The sequence below is a fragment of the Pseudoalteromonas rubra genome, assembly GCF_005886805.2.
GTDB classification, from domain to species: domain Bacteria; phylum Pseudomonadota; class Gammaproteobacteria; order Enterobacterales; family Alteromonadaceae; genus Pseudoalteromonas; species Pseudoalteromonas rubra_D.
The window spans coordinates 2,478,646-2,505,353 of sequence record NZ_CP045429.1 but is presented as its reverse complement, the minus strand read 5'-3'; the positions used below and the strand labels follow the sequence as shown (position 1 = coordinate 2,505,353).

Genomic DNA, 26,708 nt, shown 5'->3' with positions numbered 1-26,708 from the left:
AATCTTAAAGTCAAAGACGCGTATTTACGAATACTAGCTAGCGCAGTAACAACCAATAATTCCACCAAACTTATATTTGTAACGAAATTTTCTGCACATAATTACAGGCATAGAGGATGATAATACGTTATTTCCTTTACTATGCATTCGTCCTGATTCGTTTGATGGCCTCTTGATGCTGCAATATGATTGATTGCTGATTACAACTAAAAACAGGTTGTTATTTGGCTCAGCCAGTAGCGGCCAGAAACACTATCAACAAATAGCAGGACAATTATGCAGAGAATTATTGGATTATTTTTGACCTTATGCGGGATGAGTATGCCTTCTCTGGCAGAAGAATATACGCAGGGCAGGCAGATAGCTGAGTTGCCTGATGTATTGTCATTCCGAGAGCGTGTTCAGCCCATTAATGACATGGTGACAGACCGACTGGATAATTTACTCCCTAAGCTGATGCAAGAAGCTGACCTGGATATGTGGCTGGTGATTAATCGAGAGTATGGAGAGGACAAGCTGTTTTATACGCTTGTGCCACAACCTACGTTTGCTGCGCGACGTACGACTTTGTTGGTTTTCTCAAAGCAAGCTGATGGCAGCGTTGAGCGGTTTAGTGTTAGTCGTTATCCCATCGGGGACCTGTACCCGACGGTGTGGAAAGGTGGCACAAAAGCACAACAATGGCAGCGTCTGGCTGAAGTCATTGCGGAGCGTGATCCAAAACGCATCGGTATTAACGTAAGCGAAGACTGGGCACTGGCTGATGGTCTGAGCGTGGGGCTACATCAGCAACTATTGAAGGTATTACCCGGTAAATACCAAGAGCGATTGGTAAGCGCTGAAGATTTGGTGATTCGTTGGCTTGAAACGCGTAGTCAAAAAGAGCTTAACGTATACCCTCAGGCCGTAACATTGGCACGACGTGTCATTGCTGAAGCATTCTCCAATAAGGTGATCACACCCGGTGTAACCACCACCAAAGATGTTGAATGGTATTTACGCGAACGTTTCGAAGAACTTCAGCTCAGACCCTGGTTTCAACCATATGTAAATATTCAGCGGCAGGGTGATAAAACCACCAAACAAGACGTTTTCATAGGCGAATATAATCGCACCATTTTGCCAGGAGATATCATTCACACCGATGTGGGGATTTGTTATCTCAATCAATGTACCGATACACAAGAAATGGGTTATGTACTTAAATTGCACGAAACGGATGTGCCAAAGGGTCTCAAACAGGCAATGGCGATGGGTAATCGCTGGCAGGATATTTTAACCAGTAACTTTAAAACTGGCCTAACGGGTAATGAGATCCTGGCCAATACCATCAAACAAAGTGAGGCGGCAGGGATCGTGAGTAGCACCTATACCCATCCGTTAGGATTTGTGGGTCATGCGCCGGGACCAACCATCGGCATGTGGGACAATCAGGGGCCAACGCCTGTACAGGGGGATTGGAAACTTCATCCAAATACTGTCTATGCCATTGAAGGTAATATTAAAACCCAGTTACCGGAATGGGATGATCAATGGATCCAAATCAAGCTAGAGCAAGATGCGGTATTTGATGGTAAGCAAGTTTGGTATCTGGCTGGTCGACAAACGCAATGGCACCTTATTCGATAGCGTATAACCAGTTAAACAAAGCCCGCATTCGCGGGCTTTGTTTTATCAGAGTGAATGCGAGTATATCCACATTATAACAGGGCACTCAGTGGTAAGTTTGGTGCGGCAATTTGCCGCTATAATGCGGCATCTCTTTGCAACTATAGGCAATGTATCCTGGTAATTCTCTAAATTTAAAGGGTATTTAGAAGTGGCGTAGGTTTTGCTGTAGTAACAAAACATTCACAAGGAGACGAATTATGATTTTAAATACCTCTATCCAGAGCGCAGTGAGCCCAGTCTCGCAGTATGCTGCCATTAAGACTACCAACACGGTAGCTGATGTGAGTAACCAATCTGCACAATCCAGCTCCACGGCCGTGAAGCATACATGGGATTCTTTTCGGGATGATGTTGAATCCGACCCTGTGTTTGCAAGAGAAATGGCAGAGACAATCACTTTTATCCCTAACAAAATGACTGTAAACCTCGACGAGGCGCCACCACTGACTGATCCCGTTGCACACAAAAAGTGGGCCGATCAATCTGTCGAGTTTGACCGCATTGCTGAGCAAGTGACTGAGCAACGTATCGCATTGTTCAATCGTATGAAAGGTGAGGGCGCCTCTGATGCTGATATTTATAACGAAATGATTGCGTTTAATAAAACTCTACCAATGGACTATCAGGCAAAAGCAGGCATGTTAAGTGTCCATCAATCAGCGTAATTTAAGCGCAATGTAAAAATTGCCATAGGGGATCGGGTGTTGAAGATAAATATTAGAAACTCCCAGTGGCTAATAATCAAAGCCACTGGGAAGTTTGGTACGAAATTAGAAGTTAAATGAAACCTTGCCGTACACAAAGCGGCCATCTGTGCTGTAAGCCGAGAACGCTGAGTATGGGAAGATTTGGTTAAAGTTACTGAACCCTATGTTGCTGACAGTATCCTGCGGATATTGATCAAACAGGTTATTGGCACCAAGGGCAACGCGCCATTGCTCATTGACTTTGTACGCTACTTCCAGATCGGTGATCCATTTGGCTTCCAGCACTTCATCTTTTTCAACTGTGCTGGAAGGGTCGGTGACCTCGCCGAAGCGGGTTGCCTTAACCATGACCTGCCATTGTTCACGCTGCCAGTTAGCAACCAGGTTCCATTTATTATCTGGTGTCCCGGATTCAAAGCGCTCAATTTCACGACGAGCAAAATACTGATAGCTTTCGCCCAGCGCAGCCAGCTCTGCCGGGTTCGCTTTCACATTGGTCACCTCAGTGTCATTGAGGTTTAACGCTGCACTCAGGTTAAGATTGCCATAATCAGCCAAGTCAAAGCGATAGGTTGCTACAATGTCTACGCCCTGAGTACGAGAATCGATGGCATTGGTAAAGTAGCGCACACGCTGTACGTTAAACTCACCCGCCTGTTGCAGGATCTGCTCAACTGCGTCGCCACTGAGGTTTTCTGACATCACAATGCGGTCATCAATATCAATGCGATATGCATCCAGCGTCAGGCTGAACGCATCCTGGGTGTAGATGAATCCGGCAGTCAGGTTGACCGACTCTTCTGCTTCCAGAGGTTGTGCGCCAAGTGCCGCCGCCGCTGGGGTATCTACCGGATACAAGCCTACTTCATTGGGTACACCGTCTTCAAAAACCGTGGCAATTGATTTGTAGGAGGTCTGTGCCAGAGAAGGGGCACGGAATCCTGTGCTCAGGGCACCACGCAGTGACAATTGGTCGTTAACTACATAACGTGTTGCAAGTTTACCGGTCAGTGTAGAGCCAAAGTCGCTGTAATCTTCATAACGCGCTGCCAGAACCAGGTTCCAGTCTGTTGTCAGGTAAGTATCCAATTCGGCAAACAAGGCGATGTTATGGCGTGACTCATCAACCGCACTTTCTGGTGAAAATCCAGCCAGAACCTGCGCGCCACCAGCGGCAACCGGTTGTCCGTTAGCATCCAGAACGGTCTGGTAAGAGGCTAATTCACCTGTCTGGATCTCATAAGTTTCGCGGCGATACTCACTGCCCAGTGTCACAAATACACTATCGTAAAGGCCTAAGTCCAGCTCGGTTTTTGCTTCAGCGTTAACCAATAGCTGACTGTAGACCAAAGCACCGTTGTCAAATTCTGTTGGGCTGCTTGCACCCATTGACGTGTTCAGGCTGTTTGATACGCCAAAGCCGAAGTCGTTCAGACCATAGTTTGTGCTGACGTCGTACTGCCAGTCGCCAGCATCACCTTTGGCACCGACTGCGAAACTGTAGTCGCGTACTTCGGTGTCAATTTGCGGCAAGAAGCCATCAGGGTACACTTCAGTCAGGTTACGGCTGTCCTGAGGGCGACGGAAGAAACCACCGGAATTACCATCTCGGCTTGAGAAGCTACCAAAGGAGTACAGGTCCAGCTCGGAGTTAAGTGTGTACCCCGCATTGTAGAATAGTGCGAAATCTTCGATGTCGGCTTTACCAAACCTGTGGTTATAACGCTCAGCCGAAAATTCTCGTGGATCCAGCTTACCGTTTTCATCCCGGGCATACTGTTCGCGCTCATCGATGCCAGAGCGGTTGGTCGGCTGCTTGTTACGTAGTTCAGCAGCCACATTGATAAAACCATTGTCGCCTAATGCAAAGCCCATATTGCCGCTGATGGTTGTTGTGCCACCATCGTTCAGCTCGCGATCTGCGCCTTTGTCAAATGCCAGGTTGCCTTCGGCATCCTCGTAGGTACGCAACAACTGAGGTGAACCGGCCATTTGAGTATCGTATTCACCGTAAGTGACAGACAGGTTTCCGCCTTCGTCGGCATCGTTTAGCACAATGTTGATCACGCCAGCAATGGCATCTGAGCCGTATTGTGCAGCGGCACCGTCACGCAAAACTTCGATGCGCTTGATTGCAGCTGTTGGAATAGTATTGAGGTCTACCGCTGTAGAACCACGCCCTACGGTCCCGTTTAGATTGAGCAGCGCACTGGCGTGGCGACGCTTACCATTGATAAGCACCAACGTATGGTCTGGCGCTAACCCGCGTAACACAGCAGGACGAGCATGATCTGTCCCGTCTGCCAGTTGTGAATTGGGGAAATTAAAACTGGGTACCAGCGTTGTCAAAACCTGGCTCAGTTCAAGCTGACCTGAGCTGGTGATTTCATCCATGCTGATCACATCGACCGGTACTGTGCTTTCAGCAACACTGCGCAAGCTGCGGCGAGTACCTGTGACTTCAATCACTTCTGTGGTGTTACTGGCTGTGGGTGCCTGGCTTTCTGCTGCATTAATTTGAAACGAAGCGGCGGCGCCCAGCACCAAGCTGATGCTGGCTGCCAGAGTACTCGGTCTTAACATAGAGATTCCTGTTTGTATGTTGATTTCTATACGGGCTATGTAGTCTTGCCCATGAAAAGGACGGCAATACTAAAGGTGGAAAATTCGATGCGAAATTCGAATTCGTTATAAATTATAACCGCTCAAGTTTTTATGCTTTTTTAGTTACATTGCGTTAAATGCTGATCATAAGATTACAAAGCATCAATCAGAGGTGGGCAATTGATGCTCAGAGGTGTCAGACCCGAGTTGATGCACTTTTCGTTTTTCAATCAGTTTTTTTGCTGCTTTGGATAAAATTATTTCGTTGGTCTAAGGTTAAGCTCAAGGGTATAAAGCATTTTTACCAAGGAGCAAAACATGTCGACTTTAATGATGGTTGGGTGGCGTGAATGGCTGGCTTTGCCTCAGCTGGGGATAAGCCGCATCAAAGCCAAGGTGGACACCGGAGCCAGGACGTCTTGTTTACATGCGTTCAAAGTTGAAGAGTTCACGCAAGATGGCGCACCCTGGGTGCGGTTTTGGATGCATCCGGAACAAAAAAATACTGAGTATGAAGTCGTGTGTGCAGCCCCTGTGCTGGATGTGCGCACGGTGACAGACTCAGGTGGCCATCAGGAGTCTCGCTATGTGATCCAGTCAATGCTGCACATAGGGGACCAGGCCTGGCCCATCGAAATTACGCTGACAAACCGGGATAACATGAAATTTCGCATGCTTTTGGGGCGCACAGCAATGGCAGGGCGGATCAGTGTTGATCCAGCAGCCTCTTATTTGACTAAGAAAAGAATTGAAGCAAGGAATTAAAATGAAAATCGCCATTCTATCCCGGAATAAAAATCTCTACTCAACGCGTCGTTTAATTGAAGCGGCTGAGCAACGCGGTCACGAACCTGTGGTGCTGGACGTATTACGTTGTTATATGAACATTAATTCTAACGAACCAGAAATTCATTTCAAAGGCGATAAAATCGTTGGGGTGGATGCAGTGGTGCCAAGAATTGGTGCATCTGTGACGTTTTATGGCTGTGCAGTGTTGCGTCAGTTCGAAATGATGGGGATTTATCCGCTCAATGAGTCTGTGGCGATCACCCGCTCACGCGACAAATTGCGCTCTTTGCAGCTGTTGTCTCGTAAGGGCGTGGGTATGCCCATCACAGGGTTTGCTAATAAGCCCGATGATGTCAAAGACTTATTGGATATGGTTGGTGGTGCCCCTGTGGTGATTAAGTTGCTGGAAGGGACGCAGGGAATAGGGGTGGTGCTGGCGGAAACCCGTAAAGCAGCAGAAAGCGTGATCGAAGCTTTTATGGGCCTGAAAGCCAATATTATGGTGCAGGAATACATTAAAGAAGCCGGCGGCGCGGATATTCGTTGCTTTGTGATCGGAGATAAAGTGATTGCCGCAATGAAGCGTCAGGCGCAAGAAGGCGAGTTTCGTTCTAATCTGCACCGTGGTGGCAGCGCCAGCCTTATTCGGATCACACCGGAAGAGCGCAAAACCGCGGTTGCAGCAGCTAAAGCAATGGGGCTGAATGTTGCCGGGGTCGATTTGCTGCGTTCGGAGCGTGGTCCTTTGGTGATGGAAGTAAACTCATCGCCGGGCCTTGAGGGCATAGAAAAAGCGACCGGTAAGGATATCGCCGGCATGATCATAGAATTTATGGAAAAAAATGCAGCCAGTAAGAGGACCGCGACGCGTGGCAAAGGCTAAGAAAAACCAGGTATTTACACTACTAAACACACAAATAGAGGTGGCTGAGCGCAAGACGCTGTCGTTGGAGGTGGCAAAACTATACACCCATTCTCCGCTTACGATCCCCATCGAGGTGGTGAACGGCGCTGAGGCGGGTCCTGTGGTGATGGTGTGCGCTGCGATCCATGGCGATGAGCTGAACGGCGTAGAGGTTGTACGTCAGTTACTGACAAAAGTAGAGCCCAAAGCATTGCGAGGCACGTTAATTGCTGTGCCAGTGGTAAATGTATTTGGTTTTATTCATAAGTCTCGTTATTTGCCTGACAGGCGGGATTTGAACCGGTGCTTTCCCGGTTCGGAGCGGGGATCACTGGCAGCCAGGGTGGCCAACGTGTTTTTTAAACGAGTAGCCAGCAAGTGCACGCATATTATTGACTTGCATACTGGTGCAATACATCGCTCAAATCTTCCGCAGATCCGGGCAAACCTCGAATGCGAAGCAACGGCAGATATTGCAAAAGCCTTTGGTACGCCCGTAGTGATAGATGCAACGTTGCGCAACGGCTCTTTGCGCAGTGAGGCCAGTAACCTTGGGATCCCGGTGATCACATACGAAGGGGGAGAGGCATTGCGTTTTGACCCACTGGCAATTGCTGCCGGATTGCAAGGCGTCGAAAATGTGCTAAGGCGGCTTAAGGTGCTCAAAGGCAGGCGCTCGAAAAAGCTACCTGAACCTGTGATAGCAGATTCCACCAGCTGGGTCAGGGCGCATACTGACGGAATAGTACGCGCTATGGTTGGCCTGGGAGAGCGAGTTAATAAAGAGCAGGTGCTGGGTTACATCAGCAACCCTTTGGGGGGCAATGAAGTGGCTATACAGGCGCCACGCAGCGGTATCATTATCGGGCAGCAGTCTTTGCCTTTGGTGAACGAAGGCGATGCGGTGTTTCATATCGCCTATTTTGCCCATGCTAATACCATAGTCGAGCAACAGCTCGGTGAGTTTATCGACGAGCTGGATTTAGAAGAGCAGCCGGTCGACACAGAACTAAACAACTGATCATACAGCTGGCCCAGCGTGCCTGGCCAGCTGCCTCTATGCCTGTGCTTGCCAAGATAGAGAAACTGTCTCAGGCACTCTTTTTACAACCCCCTTGGTTTTACCTGAGCTTTTTACGCACAGCTAATTTAATTTGTTGTGAGAATTCGCTAGCTGTTCAGCGGAATTGCGCACTAAGCCCTTCCTTTGAATATAGCGGCACACCGGACTGGCTTATTAATAACGAATCACCCCGTTCCCTTGGTCTCATTTGCCCCGTTTTTTCGCACAACTTCGTTGTTTCTACCAAGTACAAAAAAAAGGCTGGCCATATACTGTGCAGCTATCTGGAATACTCAGGTTAGAAAGGAAAAATATGGAATCTATGTCTGTTGGCGCTGAGTTCATGCGAACATTTGACGTACAGCTCGCGCAGTCGCAAAAACAAAAGGACGCCGTTTTTTATATCCGTCATCAAGTTTATTGTGATGAGCTGAGCTGGGAAGCGAGGCAGCAAACACAACTGGAACGGGACGAATACGACAATCATTCAATTCATTGTTTGTTGCAGCATAAGCCCAGCAAGCAATATGTCGGGTGTATTCGATTGATCATTCCTTCGCCTCATTCGTCTTTAACCTTACCCAGCCAGGACCAGTACGGTGGGTATTTAAAAACGAGCCTGTTGTTGCCATTGTTGCAGTCGGGTACGTTAAGTGAATGCTCCCGGCTGGCATTGCTGCCTGAAGTAAGGCGTCAAAATAACAACAGTTATCGCCAGGGTGAGGCAAGTACTTTGCTGCAGCTTACGTATCAACACACTCAGCTTATGTCTGTAAGCTTGTATTTCTGTTGTATTGCCCTGGCTAAAGCACACCAGTGTCGGGGCACTTTATTGTTGGCCAATTCAAAGTTAACCAAACACCTTAAAATGCTTGGCCTGACCCTCACCAGGCTTAGTGAAGATATTGAGCATAGAGGTTGCAGGGCGGTATATCACTTTGATACGCATGAGTTTAAGGCGCAGCAGCTTCGCAGTGACGTACTCAGCGATCTATACCTGGCTGTGGAGCGCCGGCTTTCTCAGCAGTTAAATAATACTGAACTTGCCTGTGAATTATCCTAAGGAATGATGATGAATACGCATTTTGATTATGATCTGGCTTTTTCCAGAAACATTGGGTGGGTGACCTCCACAGAGCAACAGGTTTTAAAACGTAAAAAGGTGGCCATTGCGGGGTTAGGGGGCGTAGGAGGGTCTCATTTATTGGCGTTGGTCAGGCTGGGGATCACACGGTTTAATCTTGCTGATTTTGACGAGTTTGGGTGTGAAAACACCAATCGACAGGTGGGCGCAACGACCGCAAGTTATGGTAAAAAAAAGCTCGATACGATGATCAATATGGCCAGAGAAATCAACCCTGATATTGAGATCACAGGGTTCAGTGAGGGGGTGACCGAGCATAATCTGACTGAGTTTTTAGCCGATGTTGATTGCTATATTGATGCACTGGATTTCTTTGTATTGAATATAAGGCGGCGTGTGTTTGCACAGTGCTATGACCTGGGCATACCGGCAACGACGGCTGCGCCCATTGGAATGGGGACTGCATACATTAACTTCCTGCCCGGAAAAATGTCGTTCGAGCAGTACTTTGACCTTGCGGGATATACGGAGTGTGACCAGTACATCCGGTTTTATCTGGGCCTGACCCCCGCCAATTTGCAGAAATCGGCACTGGTTGACCCGTCAACTGTGGACCTGGCGAATAAAAAAGGGCCCTCGACTGTGGTTGGATGCCAGCTAGCGACGGGCGTGGCAGTGGCTCAGGTTGCTAAAATACTGCTTAATCGTGGCCCGGTTATCTGCGCGCCGCGTAGCCTGCACTTTGATGCCTTCAGCAATAAAATGAAAAAAGTATGGCGGCCGGCTGGCAACCGTAACCCTCTACAACAGTTTTTGTTCAAACTGATCAGGAAAAAACTACAGACGCCCCGGCACGACGCCAAGCCCTCAGGATCCGTGCCCGCAAGCAATGCGATGACGACGGCGGAAAAAGTGATTGAACTGGCCAAGTGGGCACCCAGTGGCGACAACACCCAGCCATGGCGTTTTAAACTGCTCAGTGACACGACATTTATCATTTATGCCAGTAATACCAGTGAGCACAGCGTATATGATTTGGATGGACATTCCAGCGAGCTGGCGCACGGCATGCTATTGGAAGCCATTGATATTGCGGCCAGTCGCTACCATTGCCGAGCGGTTGTGAAGCAGACAGAGACGCAAGCGCCAGCAGGCCTTGCCAATACGCTTCATTATCAGGTTGAGTTAGAGCTGGACAGTAACGTAAAGCCGGATCCATTGCTTCCCTATGTTAAAACCCGCACAGTGCAGCGCCGTCCAATGGGGACCCGGGCGTTGACGGATGAGGAAAAAGCCGCGTTGCAGCAGTGTTTACCTGCTGGCTTTAAGCTGCACTTTTATGAGAGCCTGGCGCAAAAATGGCGGTGCGCCTGGTTGAACTTTAAAAATGCGAAAACCAGATTGACCATGAAGGAGGCCTATCACGTCCATAAGGAGATCATTGATTGGGGCCAGCAATTTAGTGACAGCAAAATACCAGAGCAAGCGCTGGGCATAGATAAAGGCACGGGCCAGCTGATGCAGTGGGCCTTCAAAAAGTGGAGCCGGGTTGCCTTTTTAAATCGATACCTGTTTGGTACGCTCGCACCCAGAATTCAATTAGATTTGCTCCCGGGCATTTGTTCGAGTGCACACTTTACCCTGTGCGCCCCTCATCCGGCTGAATTACAGAATGACTATCTGGCGGCCGGGCGAGCGATTTATCGGTTCTGGTTAATGACCGATGCTTTGCAGCTTGGCTTACAGCCGGGGTTAACACCGGTTATTTTCTCCCGTTACCTCGACAACGATGTGACCTTTACAGACGATCAATCCGTTTGCAGGCGAGCAAAGGCATGTCAGCGCCTCTATAAGTCTTTTATTCCCGAGCATAAAAACCTGGTCTTTATGGGTCGAGTGGGCAGAACTGCGCCGCCCGTATCCCGCTCCGTGAGGCGTTCACTGACGACATTGGTGCTCAGCGATAATGCCGCAGATAGCTAAGAGTCGTTTGGTCAGGTGTAAGTTCTTAGCAGCATAAACGCGCGCTCGTCGACACTAGACAATTAGTCGGAATTTCACATTTTCATTTTTGCTAAGCGATGATGTTTGGTATAAAGCAGCCTCACGCTGAATGTGAATCCGACTAGAAAAGTGACGTTAAAACAGGCTTTTTTAGTTAAATGATTACGTGAAACGGCAAAGTAGGGTAGAATAGCGCGGTTCTATCTACACGTATTACTGCCTGACGAGGTTTATATGAGTTTGTATAATGAGTACATGGAAGAAATCCAAACCCGTAAAACGGAACTTGGATTGAGTCCAAAACCAATCGATAGCGCTGATCTGCTATCTGAAATTATTGCCCAAATCAAAGACACAGGGCATGAGCACCGTGAAGATTCTCTGAACTTCTTCATCTACAACACGCTTCCGGGCACAACCAGCGCAGCTGGTGTGAAAGCACAATTCCTAAAAGAAATTATCCTGGGCGAAGAGACTGTAGCTGAAATTTCTGCGGACTTTGCATTTGAACTGCTTTCTCACATGAAAGGCGGTCCTTCAATTGCGGTACTACTTGACCTTGCACTGGGCAACGACGAAGCGGTTGCTAAGCAAGCTGCTGACGTACTTAAAACGCAGGTTTTCCTTTATGACGCAGACACGTCACGTTTAGAAGCGGCGTTTAAAGCGGGCAATGCAATTGCAAAAGACATCTTAGAAAGCTACGCGAAAGCTGAATTCTTTACTAAGCTGCCTGATATTGCAGAGAAAATTGAAGTTGTTACTTATATTGCCGGTGAAGGTGATATCTCAACTGACTTACTTTCTCCAGGTAACCAGGCACACTCACGTGCTGACCGTGAACTACACGGTAAATGTATGATCACCCCTGAGGCACAGCAAGAAATTGTTGAGCTGCAGAAGAAGCACCCAAATGCAAAAGTTATGCTGATTGCTGAAAAAGGCACTATGGGTGTAGGTTCATCTCGTATGTCTGGTGTGAACAACGTTGCACTTTGGGCAGGTACACAAGCAAGCCCGTACGTGCCATTCATCAATATTGCACCAGTTGTTGCGGGTACTAACGGTATTGCACCAATCTTCCTGACAACCGTTGATGTAACCGGTGGTATCGGTCTTGACCTTAAAAACTGGGTGAAGAAAACCGATGAAAACGGCAACGTAGTGACTGACGCGAACGGCGACCCAGTATTGGAAGAAGCTTACTCAGTGGCTACAGGCACTGTACTTACTATCGATACTAAAGCACAGAAGCTGTACAACGGCGACAAAGAGCTGGTTGATGTATCTTCTTCATTCACTCCACAAAAAGTAGAGTTCATGAAGGCGGGTGGTTCTTACGCTGTGGTATTCGGTAAGAAGCTACAAACGTTTGCAGCCGAAACGCTGGGCATTGAAGCACCAGAAGTGTATGCACCGTCTAAAGAAGTATCTCATGAAGGTCAGGGCCTGACTGCGGTTGAGAAAATCTTCAACCGTAACGCAGTAGGTGTTGCTTCTGACACACCACTTCATGCTGGTTCTAACGTTCGTGTTAAAGTGAACATCGTCGGTTCTCAGGACACCACAGGTCCAATGACGTCTCAGGAGCTGGAAGCCATGGCTGCTTCTACGATTTCTCCTTTGGTAGACGGCGCATATCAGTCAGGCTGTCACACAGCGTCTGTTTGGGATAAAAAAGCGCAAGCGAACATTCCTAAGCTAATGGCGTTCATGAACAAGTTTGGTCTGATCACCGCGCGTGACCCGAAAGGGGTTTACCATTCAATGACAGACGTAATCCACAAAGTACTGAACGACATTACTGTGGATGACCGCGCTATCATCATCGGTGGTGACTCGCACACGCGTATGTCTAAAGGTGTGGCATTCGGTGCTGACTCAGGTACTGTTGCGCTGGCACTGGCGACTGGTGAATCAGCAATGCCAATTCCAGAGTCTGTAAAAGTAACCTTCAAAGGTGCCATGGCTAAGCACATGGACTTCCGTGATGTGGTACACGCGACTCAGGCACAAATGCTGAAGCAATTCGGCGGTGAGAACGTATTCCAGGGCCGTATCATCGAAGTACACATTGGTACTCTGATGGCTGACCAGGCGTTCACTTTCACTGACTGGACTGCAGAGATGAAAGCGAAAGCGTCAATCTGTATCTCTAACGATGAAACGTTGATCAAGTCAATCGAGCTGGCGAAGAGCCGCATCCAGATCATGATCAACAAGGGCATGGAGAACGAAGCGAAGACGTTACAAGGCCTTATCGACTTGGCCGATGAGCGTATCGCGGGTATCAATTCTGGTGAGCAACCTGCACTTGCACCTGATGACAATGCTAAGTACTACGCAGAAGTCGTTGTTAACCTGGACGAAATCGTTGAACCAATGATTGCTGACCCGGATGTAAACAACGAAGACGTTTCTAAGCGTTACACGCACGACGTGATCCGTCCTGTTTCTTTCTACGATGGCAAGCCAGTTGACCTGGGCTTCGTTGGTTCTTGTATGGTTCACAAAGGTGACATGCAGATCATCGCGCAGATGCTACGTAACCTTGAGAAGCAAAATGGTTCAATCGAGTTCAAAGCACCACTGGTTGTTGCGCCACCAACATATAACATTGTTGATGAGCTAAAATCAGAAGGCGACTGGGAAGTGTTGGCTAAGTACGCAGGCTTTGAGTTTGACGATGAAAATCCGAAGACGGCTGCACGTACTAAGTACGAAAACATCCTGTATCTTGAGCGTCCTGGATGTAACCTGTGTATGGGTAACCAGGAAAAAGCAGAACCAGGTGACACAGTTATCGCAACTTCTACGCGCCTGTTCCAGGGCCGTGTTGTAGCGGATTCTAGCGAGAAGAAAGGTGAATCACTACTTGGCTCTACGCCACTGGTAGTACTTTCAACGATTCTGGGTCGTTTCCCAACTATGGACGAGTACCAGGCCGCAGTTGAAGGCATCGATCTGACTGCGTTCACCCCACTTGAAGAAGAACTGACAACTAAGTTCGGTTCAGAGCAAGCGGTACCTGTTAAAGTACTTTAATCTTCATAGGTTAAAAGACTGAAAAAAGCGCGTTTATACGCGCTTTTTTATTGGGTGGAGATTGGGGGTTGTGGGCTGGATATATTGATAGCTGTTTAGAAGTTTTCTTTGTGTTCTGACAGTAATGGCGCGTGCTAACTTCAATGTGTACAGACTCCAAAAATAGGGGCTACGGCATACTACATATAAATACTGTTTGCTTATACAGGTATAAGTGAATCTAGTCAGCTTCTATGTCAAATTTCTCGTTTTCTCCGCGCTTGAAGGTCTCGTTTAAGTGAAGCTCTGATTTAAGTTAATTAGATTCAAAAGGTTAGTAGTTTTACATAACGAGACCCTAAGTCTCGCTATGAACAAGGCCCGGTTTCAACAAAGCCATTTTGGCTTGAGCTACAAGAGTAATGGTGGTAGGTTATTGTTCTTATTATGAATAAAATAATTTGGCTATGGATCTGTACGGTTTCAGGAACTGGATCTAACCGGTATTCACGCTAATAAGCTGTTATGCATAGGGAGAAGTAATGCAACATTATCCACCAGAACATCAAAAAGAGGACTTTCATTGCCCTTTGTGTGGGGTTTATGCAAAGCAACATTGGGGGAATGGTTATCATTTCCTTTGGGGGAATTACCACCAAAATGCCATGACTGTTGCAACATGCTCACATTGTAAAAAACTGTCTTACTGGCTAGATGGTCGAATGATTTATCCATCATCAGGAACAGTAGAACTTCCAAACCCTGACCTTCCAGAAAACTGCCTGCAGGATTATGAAGAAGCGCGAGATATTGTGGCAAGATCTCCTAAAGGGGCTGCGGCCTTGCTTCGATTATGCATTCAGAAGCTAATGGTTCATTTAGGGCTGCCAGGCAATAATATCAATAATGATATTGCTTCTTTAGTTGAAGCGGGCCTTCCGCCTTTGGTCCAGAGGTCTCTAGATATTTGTCGTGTTGTTGGTAACAACGCAGTACACCCGGGAGAAATAGATTTAAATGATTCCCCAGAAATAGCAAATCATCTTTTCCGGCTTGTGAATCTAATTGTTCAGGATCGAATAACTCGACCCAGAGAAATAGAAGAGCTTTACGGCTCCTTGCCTGAGGGCGCTAGAGAGGCTATAGAGAGGCGTGATGCATAACAAGTTGCTGCACTCGGAAAAATTACTCGCTGCGCTCCCAATTTTCCGGTGAGCAAGGCGTTAAGTGTTCAGGAGAGATATGAAGAACTTGCTAGTACCATTTTTGATTTTATTTTCTTCTTGGTCATATGGCCAAGAATATATTGGGCAATGGACGGTCGATAGGATTGCAGCTTCAGCTATCAGTAATATGTCAGAAGATGAGGCAAATAAATTTCTGTCCCTAGCAATAAGCTACGAGGATGGAAAAGCAACAGTTGGCACAGATACTTGTAGTGAAGTTAGTTACCAAACAGAGATGTTTAATGAACGAGACTTACACTCATACCATAGAGTATTTTTCAGTGACTTAGGTATTGAGAATTTAGAAAGTGTGGAAAATATCGAGATCTTTTGTGGTGGAAAGCCCTGGCGTGTATTTGGTTCCTTTGTGATACAAGCCGGAACCAAAATCTTTCTTTCATATTCTGGCTATATCTATGAGCTTGCCAAGAAAAACACTTAACAAGCCACTGTACCCGACAGCTCTCACTCCGCTTGTTTTGTGTTGTCGCTACGCTAACACAAAACAAGCTCCATGTGGCTGCGGCTAAGCAGGAATAACACGGACACCCAATCAAAAACTGTCCTACATTTGGGTCTGATTTTGGAATAACAATTAAAGAAGACACCCATTCAAAACCAGCGCTCAGTGAGGGAAAAAACACGGATATCCATTGTAAAATAGGGTTAAAGGAGACACCTATTCAAAACCAATGCCCGTGAGCGCCTTTTTCTAGTGTTTTGGTTTTCTTTCCACAATGTTGCTCTTTCCTGCACCTATACCAATGTCAATGTTTGGTCCAGTTCTCTTACTGTCAGGCAATCTAATGTTGCTCTTTGTTTTTGGGCTATCTCAGCAATAAATACTTTATGCTGGCCTATCTGTTGGCTTGATACTAATATTTAATATTACTGCTGCTTCTTGGCTAGTTAAATCAGGCCCTAACAAAGCGTTGCCCCGGACAAACCTGTGAGTGCGGCTTTATATGTCAGTTCAATAATGGAGTCATAAATGAAAAAATACTTGAAAGGTATTGCATCGTTCGCACTATTGGCAATTGCCACTCCTTCACATGCAGATGGAGCAAGATGGACAGCCGCATCAGAGGTAATAAAAATTGTCAGCGTTGTTAATGGTGGTATAAATGTCCGCCTTTCTCCTGAGTTAAGTGGTTGCACTTCCCAAAGCGGATATGGTCCCAAGTACGCATCAGTTTACCCTGATCACCCAGCTTTAGACGCTATACACGCTAACCTTCTGGCTGCTTTTATGTCGGGTGAAAAGGTATCTCTATATCTGTCAAATGACACATGTAAAGTCGGTGAAATGGTTATTGGCGGCACTCATAGTGGACCTCGAGGTTCATAGGTATCAAAAATATAACAACTCGCTTCAAAACGGATGCAAACTATTTGGCTATCTTGCGGACTATAGACAAAAAATGTAGACATATATGGACGTTCCAGCGATGCCAATACAAGTGGACAGGCGTTAAAATTAAATGAGATACCCATTCTAAGTTAGTAGGTTAAAGAAGACATCCATTCAAAACCAATGCTCAGTGAGAAAGCAAGTGTGTGGACACCCAATCAAAAACTGTCCTAAGTTTGGGGCCTGAGTTTGGGAACTGTTAAAGCAGACACCCATTCAAAACCAGTGCTCAGTGAGCGATTTTATTCAGTGTAGGAATGGATGTCTGCTGAAGTAAGGCAGGTATCAGCAAGTGCGAGCCAAGTGCGAGGACACCCATTCAAAAACTGTCCTAAATTTGGGGTCTGAGTTTGTGAGAGGGTGTCTGCTAGTTTTAACCAAGCTGGCCGTGCAAGCTTACTCAATTAAAGAAGACACCCATTCAAAACCAGCGCTCAGTGAGAGAAAGTAGGTTAAAGAAAAAGCAAGTGTGTGGACACCCAATCAAAAACTGTCCTAAGTTTGGGGCCTGAGTTTGGGAGAGGGTGTCTGCTAGTTTTAATCAAGCTGGCCGTGCTAACGTGCTTGATACCAGTCTGCTAGCTCTGTGACAAACTTGTCTATAGGAAGTGCATAAGCCTTATACTGGGTGTCCATAAAAGGTTCTCGTAAATGAAAGTTGATAATTTCCAAGCTAAGCTCAAGTTGTTAACATTAGTGAATTAAGATGCCCGGCATGAACATGAGGGGCGTTTTTTCTGAGCATATAGTGTAGGATGTGTCACACATGTTGTTATCTGGTTAGTTTTTTCAAACAGATTAGATAAAATAAAGCCGTATCTGTCCTTGATATTGATTTTAAATATGGATATCTGTGGATTATTAAGAATTGGACGTTGTAAAAATAGGAGTAATAAAATGAAAGTTTTGAGTTTTATGTTTGTTTTATTTTTATGCTTTAATGCTGATGCATCAGGCACAGTTAAAACTAAAATAAAGAGTTTGTGGGTAAATGATCTTGGAGCAGATGTCGTTTACCTCGAACCGGAAACTCCATTCCAATCTGTCTGCAATAGCAATGGCTCTAAATACTTTATAATTCATTTAGATAGAAAGAATATGAGTGAAGTTTACTCTATGGCGTTAGCTGCATATATGTCTGATATGGAAGTAAATGTTGGAGGCAAAAATGAATGCAGCGGTACAAATGAAGTTTTAAGGTACATGTATCTCAAGAGATGATTTTATAGAAGTTAGAAATACAGATATATATGGAGAAATATAAGAAAATCCTGCGCTATCTGTTCTCAAAAACCATAAAAACCACAGATGCCAATTGTTATCTGTTATTTTAATGATTTTTTTGAGGTAAATGTGAGCGCGTGGTTATCAAAAAAAGACAACCATTCAAAGGTGTTAAAAGAGACACCCAACAATTAGTGTTCCTTTAATAGAGCTTTTCTGGGTGATTGCGAGTGCTATTTAGAAAAGATAATTGATAAATCACTGTGAGTAGGCTTCAAATATGAACAGCTTCTGCTAAACCTGCCTTAATCTCGTACCGTATGACATAGTTAAGCCCTGCCTGAGTGTGACAGTCATCATTTGAGTTTCAGGTAATGGGAATTCTAACCTAATAAGCGTTCACAATTAGCCAGGTTAGTGCGCCGCTTTTTTTGTAGGTGGGTGCAATATTTACTCATAGCATGACGCCTGCCGACAGCACCGTGGAATACTTTGGTAAATCTTGTGGTGAGTTTTAGCCAGTTTTCGGGCTCTATTTGCAATCGAGCGAGAATAGGATGGGCATCGCAGATGTGTCCTCGTTTGTCTGCTCGAATACATCGGCCTGTTAGTTCAACCAGTTCAATGTAGTATTTAAGCTCAAAGGGGAGCCCTTTGGGCATATTCTGTCTTGGGTTGCCAGCAAAGCGCAGAAGACTCTTTGGCTGCTTCCCACTATGAGTATGTTCAATACGTTTTTTGATACTGGTGAACTCAGAAGTTTCAGGTGTGTTGGCCATTTTGGCCCGGATTGGATTCAGGTCAACGTAGGCCATACAGGCGGCCAGTGCCGCTTCATCGAGTAACGCTTGGGATTTAAACCTGCCTTCCCAGAACCGACCCGTACAGCCATCTTCTTTGTTTGCCCTGCGGGCAATGTCTTCGTTGAGCACGCGCATAAACCAGCTGATGCTCGATAGCCTTTCACGATATTTGTCGATAATATCGTTGAGCATCATATGCTCGGACGGATTAAGTTTGTTATCTTCAACAAATTTGTGCGTCAGCCAGTTTCCCTTGAATAGCTTATGCCAGCGGATAACAATCGCTTTGTCGGTCAATCGATTGGCTTTTTTATCATCCACATACAAAACGATGTGAGTATGGTTACTCATAACCGCGTAAGCGCAGATATCAATGCAAAAAATGCTTGCCAGCAGGAGTAGCTTTTCTTCAACCCATTCACGTCGATGCTCATAAGACTGGCCTGTTAACGGGTCTTCACCACATAGAAAGGCTCTCCTGACACAGCGAGAGATGCAATGGTAGTATTTTGTGTCAACTAAGCTGACCTGGCTTTTCCGTGCCGTTGGCATTTTATGTCCTTATCCTTGGAGCAGATAAAAAGCATAGATAGTGGAAGTCAGGCAGGCAAGTTTTTGGGAGGTCAGCTAGTCATTCGAAGTATGACAGACAAGCTTTGGAATGGATGTCTGCTATTCATGCTTGCTAGTCATCTAGTCAATTCTGATCTTTTCATGCTAGGGGTGGGTGTCTGCTAGTCACTATCTGCTAGTCACTAGCCACTCTAGTCATCTTTTGTGATCTTTTGTCATCTATCACTCCACTTGCAGAAGAACTGATAACTAAGATCGCTTTAGTGCAAGCGGTACCCGTTATGTACTTTAATCTTCACAGATTAAATGACCGAACAGGCTGTGAGTAGGTCTGTTTACTAACACTGATAATATGCAGCATGTTCAGAGCTTGACTCATATCTTGTGTCAGATTGGTTAATTTCTTTTGTTATCATATCTTTACTGTTGAGGTGGCTTTTTTACAATTGATCAGCTCTTCACCTGCTTTGTTGTATGTTTTTTGTTTTTACTGTATATTTCGCGCCCATTAATTAATAAAGCTGAATAATTGCCGCTGTACTTCAGAGCATCTGCTTTAACTATCTTTTGAATGTTTAGGGTTGCTTGAATTTCAACCTGTCGAGTTTACTTTCAGTAACTAAATAAGGAGCTTCACGCATTGAATCGCGTATTGAACAAAGTTAAATGGCAGCATATATTTGTGCTGCTGTGCATGACACAATTGGTGGCGTTTTCCTCCATGGCATTCGCTAATTCTAAAAGTCTATTTACTCCTATCCGAATTGGTAAAAAGCTCATTGTTGTCCCCAGGAAAATTGATGCCAATGAATATCAGGCACAGTTAACAATAAGCAACGGGGAAAAGCGCTTAACCTGGTCTGCGATCGCCGGTGTCAGTAAATACGCAATTCAGGTACTGAATGAAGATGGACAGTGGGAAAACCTACTGTTCACAGAATCATTGTCTGTCATTCTGGATGACAGATTTAATGGCTATTTGCAGGTTAGGGTTGCGGCATGTTACAGAGATTCTTGTAATTTGATTGCAGCAGGCAGCGCGATTCAGAATGTCTTTGAAACTCAATACGCAGATGTGACAAGTTCGATCCCCGGCAATGCGAATTTAGTCAGTGTCAGCGCTCCCTCAGTTGATAATGTGGGCACAATCAAGGGAAGAGCTGGAGTAAGTGGCGGCGGTGCAACGTACTCTGTCCCAATAGAACTTACACCTGGGCGTGCTGGTATGCAGCCGGGTGTATCACTGAATTACTCATCACGATCTGGCTCTGGGATTGCTGGCAAGGGTTGGTCTTTGTCGGCAGGGTCTGCGATTACACGCTGTCCGGCCACCTATGCACAAGATGGATATAGTCGAAATCCTAAGTATGATCAAAACGATCGTCTCTGTCTGAATGGCCAAAGACTGATTGCCATCAATGGCAGCTATGGTTCAAGCGGCGCTGAATACAGAACGGAAATGGACAGTTTTGCCAAAATTACGCAGCACGGCGCAATGAACTCTACATCCAGCTACTTTGTGGTCAGGCTTAAAAATGGTCACGTTAGCTATTATGGTGCATCAGCCAATAGTCGTGACATCCGCTCAAATTACAATGGCACTTATGCATGGCTAATTGATTACACCCGAGACGCAACGAACAAAAACTTTATTCATTATGATTATGTTACCTACGGTACAAACGAAAAACTGCTGGACAGAATTAACTATACAGGTAATAGCAGTTCACATAAGGGTATGCATAACATCTATTTCGAATATGAGCAGGCTCTGGACCCAACCCGAAAATACAACCAGGGTATATTGTACGAGAAAACGCAGCGCCTGAAGCGTGTTGTTACTAAGCACAACTCCACGCAAACCAGAGAATATACGCTTAGTTATGCAGCCAGTCGTGCGTCGGGTATAGATCTGTTGTCTTCAGTTGAGTTGTGTTACGGCACAACGGGCGGAAATTGTTTGCCTAAAACTCGTTTTGAATGGGAAGATCAGGCGCCTAAAATCAGAGGTACCTTTGTAAATATCAATGCAGGTAAGAGCATTTCATCGGTGTTACCTAATGGCGATCGAAACGGGGACGGCTCCCGAGATTGGCCTGGCTTCTACATCGACGCAGAAGGCAATACAACGAGCAATAGCCACCCAATGACGCAATGCGAGTTTTCTGGTACCAGTGGCGAAAAAGTGAATTGTCATACGGATACCGCGGATTACAACCAGGACGGCATTACAGACGACTTTGATTTTGTAGCAGGCTCAGTAGGTTCAAAGAAAAAGCTGGTACTGTATAAAAACTATCAGAATGGTACATCGACTCGCATCAATACCAATATAGAAGTGCCTCAGCTGTCTTCGTTTTTGCATGTTGGCGACATGAATGGTGATAGTCTGCCAGATTTGGTGATCTACGAAAAAACAGCAACATACTCTGATGATTACATCTATTTTTACTATCACAGTGGTAATTTCTCGACACCTTATTCCACGTCTTATAAACAAAAACTGTTTACTGTGGGTAAGCACCCGGGTTCGGACAATCCATCTACTTCCTATTCGATAGGTGGGGATTTTGATGGTAACGGTATACCTGATTTTTATCGTGTGTCCTTACACCGAAATGACATTGGGCAGGGCAAATTGAGCTCCGTCAAGCTGACGGCATCTAAAGGTAAAACGCTGAGCTTTACAAGCAGAACAGTTAACTGGGACGATGAGGATGACTACCTTCCTTCGTTCAATGGCGGGTGGGGGCGATTCTACCGCTTTGCAGACCTAAATGGTGATGGTCTTAAAGACTGGTTTGGCTGGTACAACCCGAAACAGAACGGCAGCAAGTTGTATGTAAGATACAGCAAAGGTGACGGCTGGTTTACCTCGCCTGTTTATATGAATGCCAGAGCGTATAGCAGAGACTATTACTATAACCTGAGTTACGGTCTGGAGGGGAACAGAGAGAATGAGCGGTATGTTAAATTGCCAAAATATGGCAATGCCATCAAGGTTGCTGATATTGATGCAGATGGCAAAGAAGAGCTCCTGATCCCTAACGGTATTGTGGTGGAGGGATGTCAAAATGTGTCTCATTTTGAATTCCGAGGGAAGAGCGTGACAGAGTTCTGTGGCTCTGCTATTTACAATGAGTTGATCCCTACAGGAAAAGGCACCTATAAATCGATTGATGGGCGCCATGATCATAGTATTTACTCCTTTGCCAAGCTTGAGCTAAAAGGAGGCAGCTTTGTTAGTACAGATACCGATTTTATCGGTTCTGCTCATCAGTCTGCTATCATCGATGCACAAGGTGATGGATTGCCTGATTTAGTCTTTAACTATGGATGTGAAAGTGGTCCTGCAGGGTCAAATTGTCGCTTTTTGGATGCAACGCCTTATGGTTATGCAAAAGGCAAGGTCAACATTAGCCGCAACTACGGAACTGGCTCGGGAACAAACGGGAGCCGATATAGACCACTTGATGTACTTCACTCAGTCACAGATGGTATTGGACTGAAAAGTGAATGGGATTATCGTCCCTTGTCGTCTTCTGTGTCGACTAATATAAACGGTGTAACCAGGCTGTATAAATCTGATAGTTTGAATTTAACGGGGCTTATAGTAAAGGGTTATCAAAAATTCACATCTAGTATGTACGTGGTGAGGGAGTTTAAGCAAGACAATGGTGTGGGTGGTGACTTTGTACGCCGATACGCCTATCGCAATGCGCTGTTTAATAATCAGGGCCGTGGGTTCATGGGTTTTGGAAGCATCATTGAAGCGGATGTAACACGAGGCCTGGTAACACAATCGGACTTTCAGGCCTACTTCCCCTACGCGGGTAAACTAATGGCGAAGGCCACATTTATTGCAGATGAGTACACCCTTGATGGCAGGCGAATTGCTTTGACAGAGAGCTCTGCAATTAGTCACTCAAAAATAGATTGGAAAAGCAATCCAAGTCACAGAATTAAAAACGTATATAGTTTGTATGCAAAGTCTAGCTATGAAATTAAACGTGATATTTCAACAAAGAGCTGGTTGTCTACAACGGAAGTAGAAAATAAATCAATTAATGCGTATGGCGATATTATACATAGCGAACGAAGACAGGATGACCAGTATGGTATGTCAGCGGTTTCAACAACTAAAACATATGCTTACGACACATCAGCCTGGTGGGTAGATAAGGTAACTAAAGTCGTTACAAAGTCTTTGCTTTCAGGCAGAGACCCTAATGATGCTTATTTCCTGTACAAAGGTGGTGAAAAAGGCTTGGTGAGCGAAACTACTTTGACAAAGGAGTTTAGTAATTTTCACACGTCTAGAAAGGCCAGAACTGTTAAGGTTAGCGGCTCTTCAGGTAATGGACATGAAATAAACTATGTCTTTAATAGTTACGGTTTGCCTACCCAAGTTACTAAAAAGGCAAGCATTTATAACGACGCGAATTGGACTTCGCAAAGCCGGGTTGAAACCCTGTCCTATACCTCAAATGGTACATCTGCGGCTGACAGTGGTTATTATGTCTATGAAACCACCAATGCCAAAGGACATAAAACAAGGGTGAATACTGATCCGAAAACGGGTCTTAAAACCAAAACGCACCAGCAGGTGAGTGCCAGTGAATATCTCACTACAGAATATGGCTATGATCGCTACCTGAGACCTTATAGTCAAAAAGTAGAGGGAACGCCAAAGGGTTATACAGCGATACAACGGCCTGGGACTTATGCACCTCGGGATGCAGTGCTCCAAGTATTGACGGTTGCGCCAGGTGCCCCCAAAAAAGTTGCCTTTATTGACAAGCTTGGGCGTACCATCCGGACAAAAGTCGAGAATCAGGGCGGCGATTGGATCCTGCAGGACAAAACCTTTAATGCACAGGGGTATCCATTATTTGAGTCTCAGCCATACAAGTTTGGCAACATTAAATATGGCGTTCGATATGGTAACTACGATGAGATTGGTCGTGTGGACAGCAAGACAGTCGATCAACAGTGTTCACCATTTGCTACCGGCACAATGACCACAGAGTATCGCTATAAAGGCTTTACAACCTCAATTGATGTGTCAGAGAGTTGCTATGGCTTACATTTGGGTCAAATGAGCCGAACTTATGATAGCCGAAAGCAATTAATGAAAACCACAGACGCACTGAATGGCGATACGCGTTACTCATACAATAGTAACGGCTTACCCATTATAGTACGTGATGCTAAGGGCAACAGCATTGTTGCTAAGTACAACGCATTTGGGCAAAAAGTTCGGGTAGTTGATCCAAACCAGGGCGCAACAGACTTTATTTATAACGGATTTGGCGAGGTTCAAAGAGAAACACGCAGTAATGGAAAATCTGTTCACTACAATGTTGATTCACTGGGTCGTGTCGTCAAAAGAACTGCAACGGGTGAAGGGACGTTAACCTACACATTTGATACGCACACTTATGGCCAGTTGAGCAATGCAGCAGGCAATGGCGTTACACATAGTTATCAATACGATAGTCTGGGTCGTCCAACTGTTCATACAGTAGCAGGCGAAGGTCGAAGCTTTTCAACAAGCACCTATTATGATGCCAATTATGGACGCGCTAAAGGGATGCGTTATCCTAATAATTTGACATTGGAATTTGTTTACGACGACCGAGGCTACCAGGTTGGCGTTAAAAACAACGCCAGTGGATATACTTTCCAGCAGATTACTGAGCGTGATGTGTTTGGCTATATTCAGTCGCAAACTTTAGGCAATGGTCTGCAAATGGACAACTACTATAGTCGTCAAAGCGGCCAGATGACTGAACATTATACTCATAAAAATGGCAATAACCTGCTGGCTATTCAGTACACGGGCTATGATGGATTTGGCAATCTCAAATCACTGTCAGTGACTTCTGGCAAGCTGGGTGAACAACACCAGTTTACTGAATCATATAGTTATGATGATCTGCATCGTCTGAAGAGCAATGCGATTGCTGGTTACACAACCATCCGCTACGATTACGACGCTGTGGGTAATCTGACAAGCAAATCTGATTACGCAACCCAATATGATTATAGTAATAGCGTATCCGGGTTTACGGGTGGTGGGCCTAATGCGGTTAAACGGGTATTAAAAAATGGCCAGTGGGTGGGCTTTAGCTATGATGCACGCGGTAATATGACCAAAGGGGATGGACTAAGTACTGCCAGTTACAATGCAATGGATAAACCAACAAGCATCACCAAAAATGGCATAACTGCAAGCTTTACCTATGGTCCTGACCATATGCGCTTTAAGCAGGTGAAAGGCAGCGTAACGAGTTATTATGCAGGTAAGCATTACGAGCTTGAGATAGAAGGAAACAAAACAACAACTCGCGCTTACATAGGTGATATCGCTGTCATCTCGTCACAATCCGGTAGTGTGCCACAGATCCGTTATTTCCATAAAGATCGATTAGGCAGTGCAAGGCTGATCACCAATGCAGACGGGTATGTGGTGGCAGAGCGAAACTTTGACCCATTTGGTAAACCGAGAGCGGCGTCAGGCAGCCTGAAATTTACTGCTCAATTAGGCGACTATAAATCAGCTAAAACGCGACGCGGATTTACCGATCATGAGCATCTAGATGATCTGGAACTTATCCATATGAATGGCCGGGTGTACGATTATAATTTAGGCAGGTTTATGTCGGTCGATCCTGTCATTCAGAGCCCGGGTAACTCTCAGTCGATTAACCCCTACTCATATATAATGAATAACCCACTGGGCGGTACAGACCCAACTGGGTACTCGTCAGCATGCCAATCAAAAGGCGCGGATGTCAGTGGTGACTCAGCTCCGGGTTGCGGTGATGCAATGAGCTATGATGTGGGGGATGGTGATAAGTTATTTGCGAAGGATGGCGTTTTGTACCTTGATAAGAATGGTGACACGCTGATCAAAGTTGATAGTATGAAGGTCAACGGTGCGAGTGGTTTAGTAGCTAATATTGATATGCTTACTGGTAGTGTTGCATATAACCTTGGGTCGCAGGAGAGTGTTGGGTCGAATAGTATCAATGAGAATCAAAGTGATGCTAAAGGGGCTTTAAATGGTGTTACAGCCTACGTGGGTCAGCAGCTTGGTGATGCTGGGGCGGCGAGAGATGATTACAACAAGAGAGTGGCTCCGCTCGACCCAAGTGACAGCGAAGGGCGGAGCAAAATCAAGAAAGAAACCAGAGACAAGACCCCGAAACTCGTAAATGATTTCATCAAAAAGAATCGACCTAGCACAGGTGCTCAGCCCGGCACTGGTGGTCGAGCAAACAGCACCAACCCTAAAGCTAATAAGCTAGCGTCTGCTTTAAAGCATGGTGGCCGTGGCTTATTAGTGGTTAACTTAGGAATGAATGCGGTTGATATTGCCACATCAGAAAATACTGGATTGGCCTTGATGAGGAGTGCATTCGGGGTTGTTGGTGGCATAGGAGGTGGCATTGTAGGCGCAATAGGCGGCAGCTTTGTTGCACCGGGTCCGGGTACTGCTGTTGGTGGTGTTAGCGGGGCCGCACTAGGTGGTGCAGGTGGAGAAAGGCTTGGGGAGGCTATACACAATTTTTTCTGGGGCCGTCGCGAAGATAGCACCTCAAACTAAGGCGGTATT

At 45.8% G+C, this 26,708-nt stretch carries 15 protein-coding genes; 13 read left to right on the top strand and 2 right to left on the bottom strand.

The annotated features are described in order from the left end of the window. The first annotated feature begins 276 nt into the window (after nucleotides 1-276). Both CWC22_RS10785 and CWC22_RS10780 read left to right on the top strand, forming a co-directional pair. Nucleotides 277-1,629 carry a M24 family metallopeptidase gene (locus tag CWC22_RS10785; RefSeq protein ID WP_125563664.1) on the top strand — a complete coding sequence of 451 codons (1,353 nt, stop codon included), beginning with the start codon at nucleotides 277-279 and terminating at the stop codon, nucleotides 1,627-1,629. Nucleotides 1,630-1,868: 239 nt separating this feature from the next. Beyond that, a complete protein-coding gene (locus CWC22_RS10780) occupies nucleotides 1,869-2,336 on the top strand; it encodes a hypothetical protein (RefSeq protein ID WP_138539722.1) in 468 nt (155 codons plus the stop codon). Between the two features lie 105 nt (nucleotides 2,337-2,441). On the opposite strand, the gene CWC22_RS10775 is transcribed toward CWC22_RS10780, so the two are convergent. After that, nucleotides 2,442-4,961, bottom strand: coding sequence for a TonB-dependent receptor plug domain-containing protein (locus CWC22_RS10775; protein ID WP_138539721.1), 2,520 nt, complete (start codon nucleotides 4,959-4,961; stop codon nucleotides 2,442-2,444). Between the two features lie 339 nt (nucleotides 4,962-5,300). Here CWC22_RS10775 and CWC22_RS10770 point away from each other — a divergent pair, with 339 nt between their 5' ends. From CWC22_RS10770 to CWC22_RS10725, 10 genes are all read left to right on the top strand, one after another. Continuing rightward, nucleotides 5,301-5,747: an ATP-dependent zinc protease gene (locus CWC22_RS10770; protein WP_138539720.1), complete on the top strand. Its 447-nt coding sequence runs from the start codon at nucleotides 5,301-5,303 to the stop codon at nucleotides 5,745-5,747. 1 nt (nucleotide 5,748) lies between these two features. Beyond that, complete coding sequence (gene rimK / locus CWC22_RS10765; RefSeq protein WP_010386451.1) at nucleotides 5,749-6,654, top strand: 30S ribosomal protein S6--L-glutamate ligase; 906 nt, start codon at nucleotides 5,749-5,751, stop codon at nucleotides 6,652-6,654. Further along, nucleotides 6,641-7,696: a succinylglutamate desuccinylase/aspartoacylase family protein gene (locus CWC22_RS10760; RefSeq protein WP_125563652.1), complete on the top strand. Its 1,056-nt coding sequence runs from the start codon at nucleotides 6,641-6,643 to the stop codon at nucleotides 7,694-7,696. Before rimK ends, CWC22_RS10760 begins: the two co-directional genes overlap by 14 nt. 355 nt (nucleotides 7,697-8,051) lie before the next feature. Next, complete coding sequence (locus tag CWC22_RS10755; protein WP_138539719.1) at nucleotides 8,052-8,801, top strand: PEP-CTERM/exosortase system-associated acyltransferase; 750 nt, start codon at nucleotides 8,052-8,054, stop codon at nucleotides 8,799-8,801. Nucleotides 8,802-8,810: 9 nt separating this feature from the next. Continuing rightward, entirely contained in the window at nucleotides 8,811-10,805 is a 1,995-nt protein-coding gene (locus CWC22_RS10750; protein ID WP_138539718.1) for a ThiF family adenylyltransferase, read from the top strand. 255 nt (nucleotides 10,806-11,060) lie between these two features. Beyond that, the gene (locus CWC22_RS10745; protein WP_138539717.1) at nucleotides 11,061-13,871 is read left to right on the top strand and encodes a bifunctional aconitate hydratase 2/2-methylisocitrate dehydratase; all 2,811 of its coding nucleotides are present in this window, start codon (nucleotides 11,061-11,063) and stop codon (nucleotides 13,869-13,871) included. A gap of 521 nt (nucleotides 13,872-14,392) precedes the next feature. Then, nucleotides 14,393-15,013: a DUF4145 domain-containing protein gene (locus CWC22_RS10740; RefSeq protein ID WP_171045155.1), complete on the top strand. Its 621-nt coding sequence runs from the start codon at nucleotides 14,393-14,395 to the stop codon at nucleotides 15,011-15,013. A gap of 79 nt (nucleotides 15,014-15,092) precedes the next feature. Beyond that, the gene (locus CWC22_RS10735; RefSeq protein WP_138539716.1) at nucleotides 15,093-15,518 is read left to right on the top strand and encodes a hypothetical protein; all 426 of its coding nucleotides are present in this window, start codon (nucleotides 15,093-15,095) and stop codon (nucleotides 15,516-15,518) included. Nucleotides 15,519-16,067: 549 nt separating this feature from the next. Beyond that, nucleotides 16,068-16,424: a hypothetical protein gene (locus CWC22_RS10730; RefSeq protein ID WP_138539715.1), complete on the top strand. Its 357-nt coding sequence runs from the start codon at nucleotides 16,068-16,070 to the stop codon at nucleotides 16,422-16,424. Nucleotides 16,425-17,384: 960 nt separating this feature from the next. Further along, nucleotides 17,385-17,708 (top strand): hypothetical protein, encoded by a 324-nt coding sequence (locus CWC22_RS10725; RefSeq protein ID WP_125563635.1) that lies wholly within the window; start codon nucleotides 17,385-17,387, stop codon nucleotides 17,706-17,708. A 386-nt stretch (nucleotides 17,709-18,094) separates the two neighbouring features. On the opposite strand, the gene CWC22_RS10720 is transcribed toward CWC22_RS10725, so the two are convergent. Beyond that, nucleotides 18,095-19,066, bottom strand: coding sequence for a transposase (locus CWC22_RS10720; RefSeq protein ID WP_195879821.1), 972 nt, complete (start codon nucleotides 19,064-19,066; stop codon nucleotides 18,095-18,097). Nucleotides 19,067-19,727: 661 nt separating this feature from the next. On the opposite strand from CWC22_RS10720, the gene CWC22_RS10715 reads away from it, so the two are divergent. After that, the gene (locus CWC22_RS10715) at nucleotides 19,728-26,699 is read left to right on the top strand and encodes an RHS repeat-associated core domain-containing protein (RefSeq protein WP_138539819.1); all 6,972 of its coding nucleotides are present in this window, start codon (nucleotides 19,728-19,730) and stop codon (nucleotides 26,697-26,699) included. Nucleotides 26,700-26,708 lie beyond the last annotated feature (9 nt).

What these genes read in the sequence shown, in the direction of transcription:
- CWC22_RS10785 (WP_125563664.1), top strand. Translation starts at nt 277, where the DNA reads ATGCAGAGAATTATTGGATTATTTTTGACCTTATGCGGGATGAGTATG.
- CWC22_RS10780 (WP_138539722.1), top strand. Translation starts at nt 1,869, where the DNA reads ATGATTTTAAATACCTCTATCCAGAGCGCAGTGAGCCCAGTCTCGCAG.
- CWC22_RS10775 (WP_138539721.1), bottom strand. Translation starts at nt 4,961, where the DNA reads ATGTTAAGACCGAGTACTCTGGCAGCCAGCATCAGCTTGGTGCTGGGC.
- CWC22_RS10770 (WP_138539720.1), top strand. Translation starts at nt 5,301, where the DNA reads ATGTCGACTTTAATGATGGTTGGGTGGCGTGAATGGCTGGCTTTGCCT.
- rimK (WP_010386451.1), top strand. Translation starts at nt 5,749, where the DNA reads ATGAAAATCGCCATTCTATCCCGGAATAAAAATCTCTACTCAACGCGT.
- CWC22_RS10755 (WP_138539719.1), top strand. Translation starts at nt 8,052, where the DNA reads ATGGAATCTATGTCTGTTGGCGCTGAGTTCATGCGAACATTTGACGTA.
- CWC22_RS10750 (WP_138539718.1), top strand. Translation starts at nt 8,811, where the DNA reads ATGAATACGCATTTTGATTATGATCTGGCTTTTTCCAGAAACATTGGG.
- CWC22_RS10745 (WP_138539717.1), top strand. Translation starts at nt 11,061, where the DNA reads ATGAGTTTGTATAATGAGTACATGGAAGAAATCCAAACCCGTAAAACG.
- CWC22_RS10740 (WP_171045155.1), top strand. Translation starts at nt 14,393, where the DNA reads ATGCAACATTATCCACCAGAACATCAAAAAGAGGACTTTCATTGCCCT.
- CWC22_RS10735 (WP_138539716.1), top strand. Translation starts at nt 15,093, where the DNA reads ATGAAGAACTTGCTAGTACCATTTTTGATTTTATTTTCTTCTTGGTCA.
- CWC22_RS10730 (WP_138539715.1), top strand. Translation starts at nt 16,068, where the DNA reads ATGAAAAAATACTTGAAAGGTATTGCATCGTTCGCACTATTGGCAATT.
- CWC22_RS10725 (WP_125563635.1), top strand. Translation starts at nt 17,385, where the DNA reads ATGAAAGTTTTGAGTTTTATGTTTGTTTTATTTTTATGCTTTAATGCT.
- CWC22_RS10720 (WP_195879821.1), bottom strand. Translation starts at nt 19,066, where the DNA reads ATGCCAACGGCACGGAAAAGCCAGGTCAGCTTAGTTGACACAAAATAC.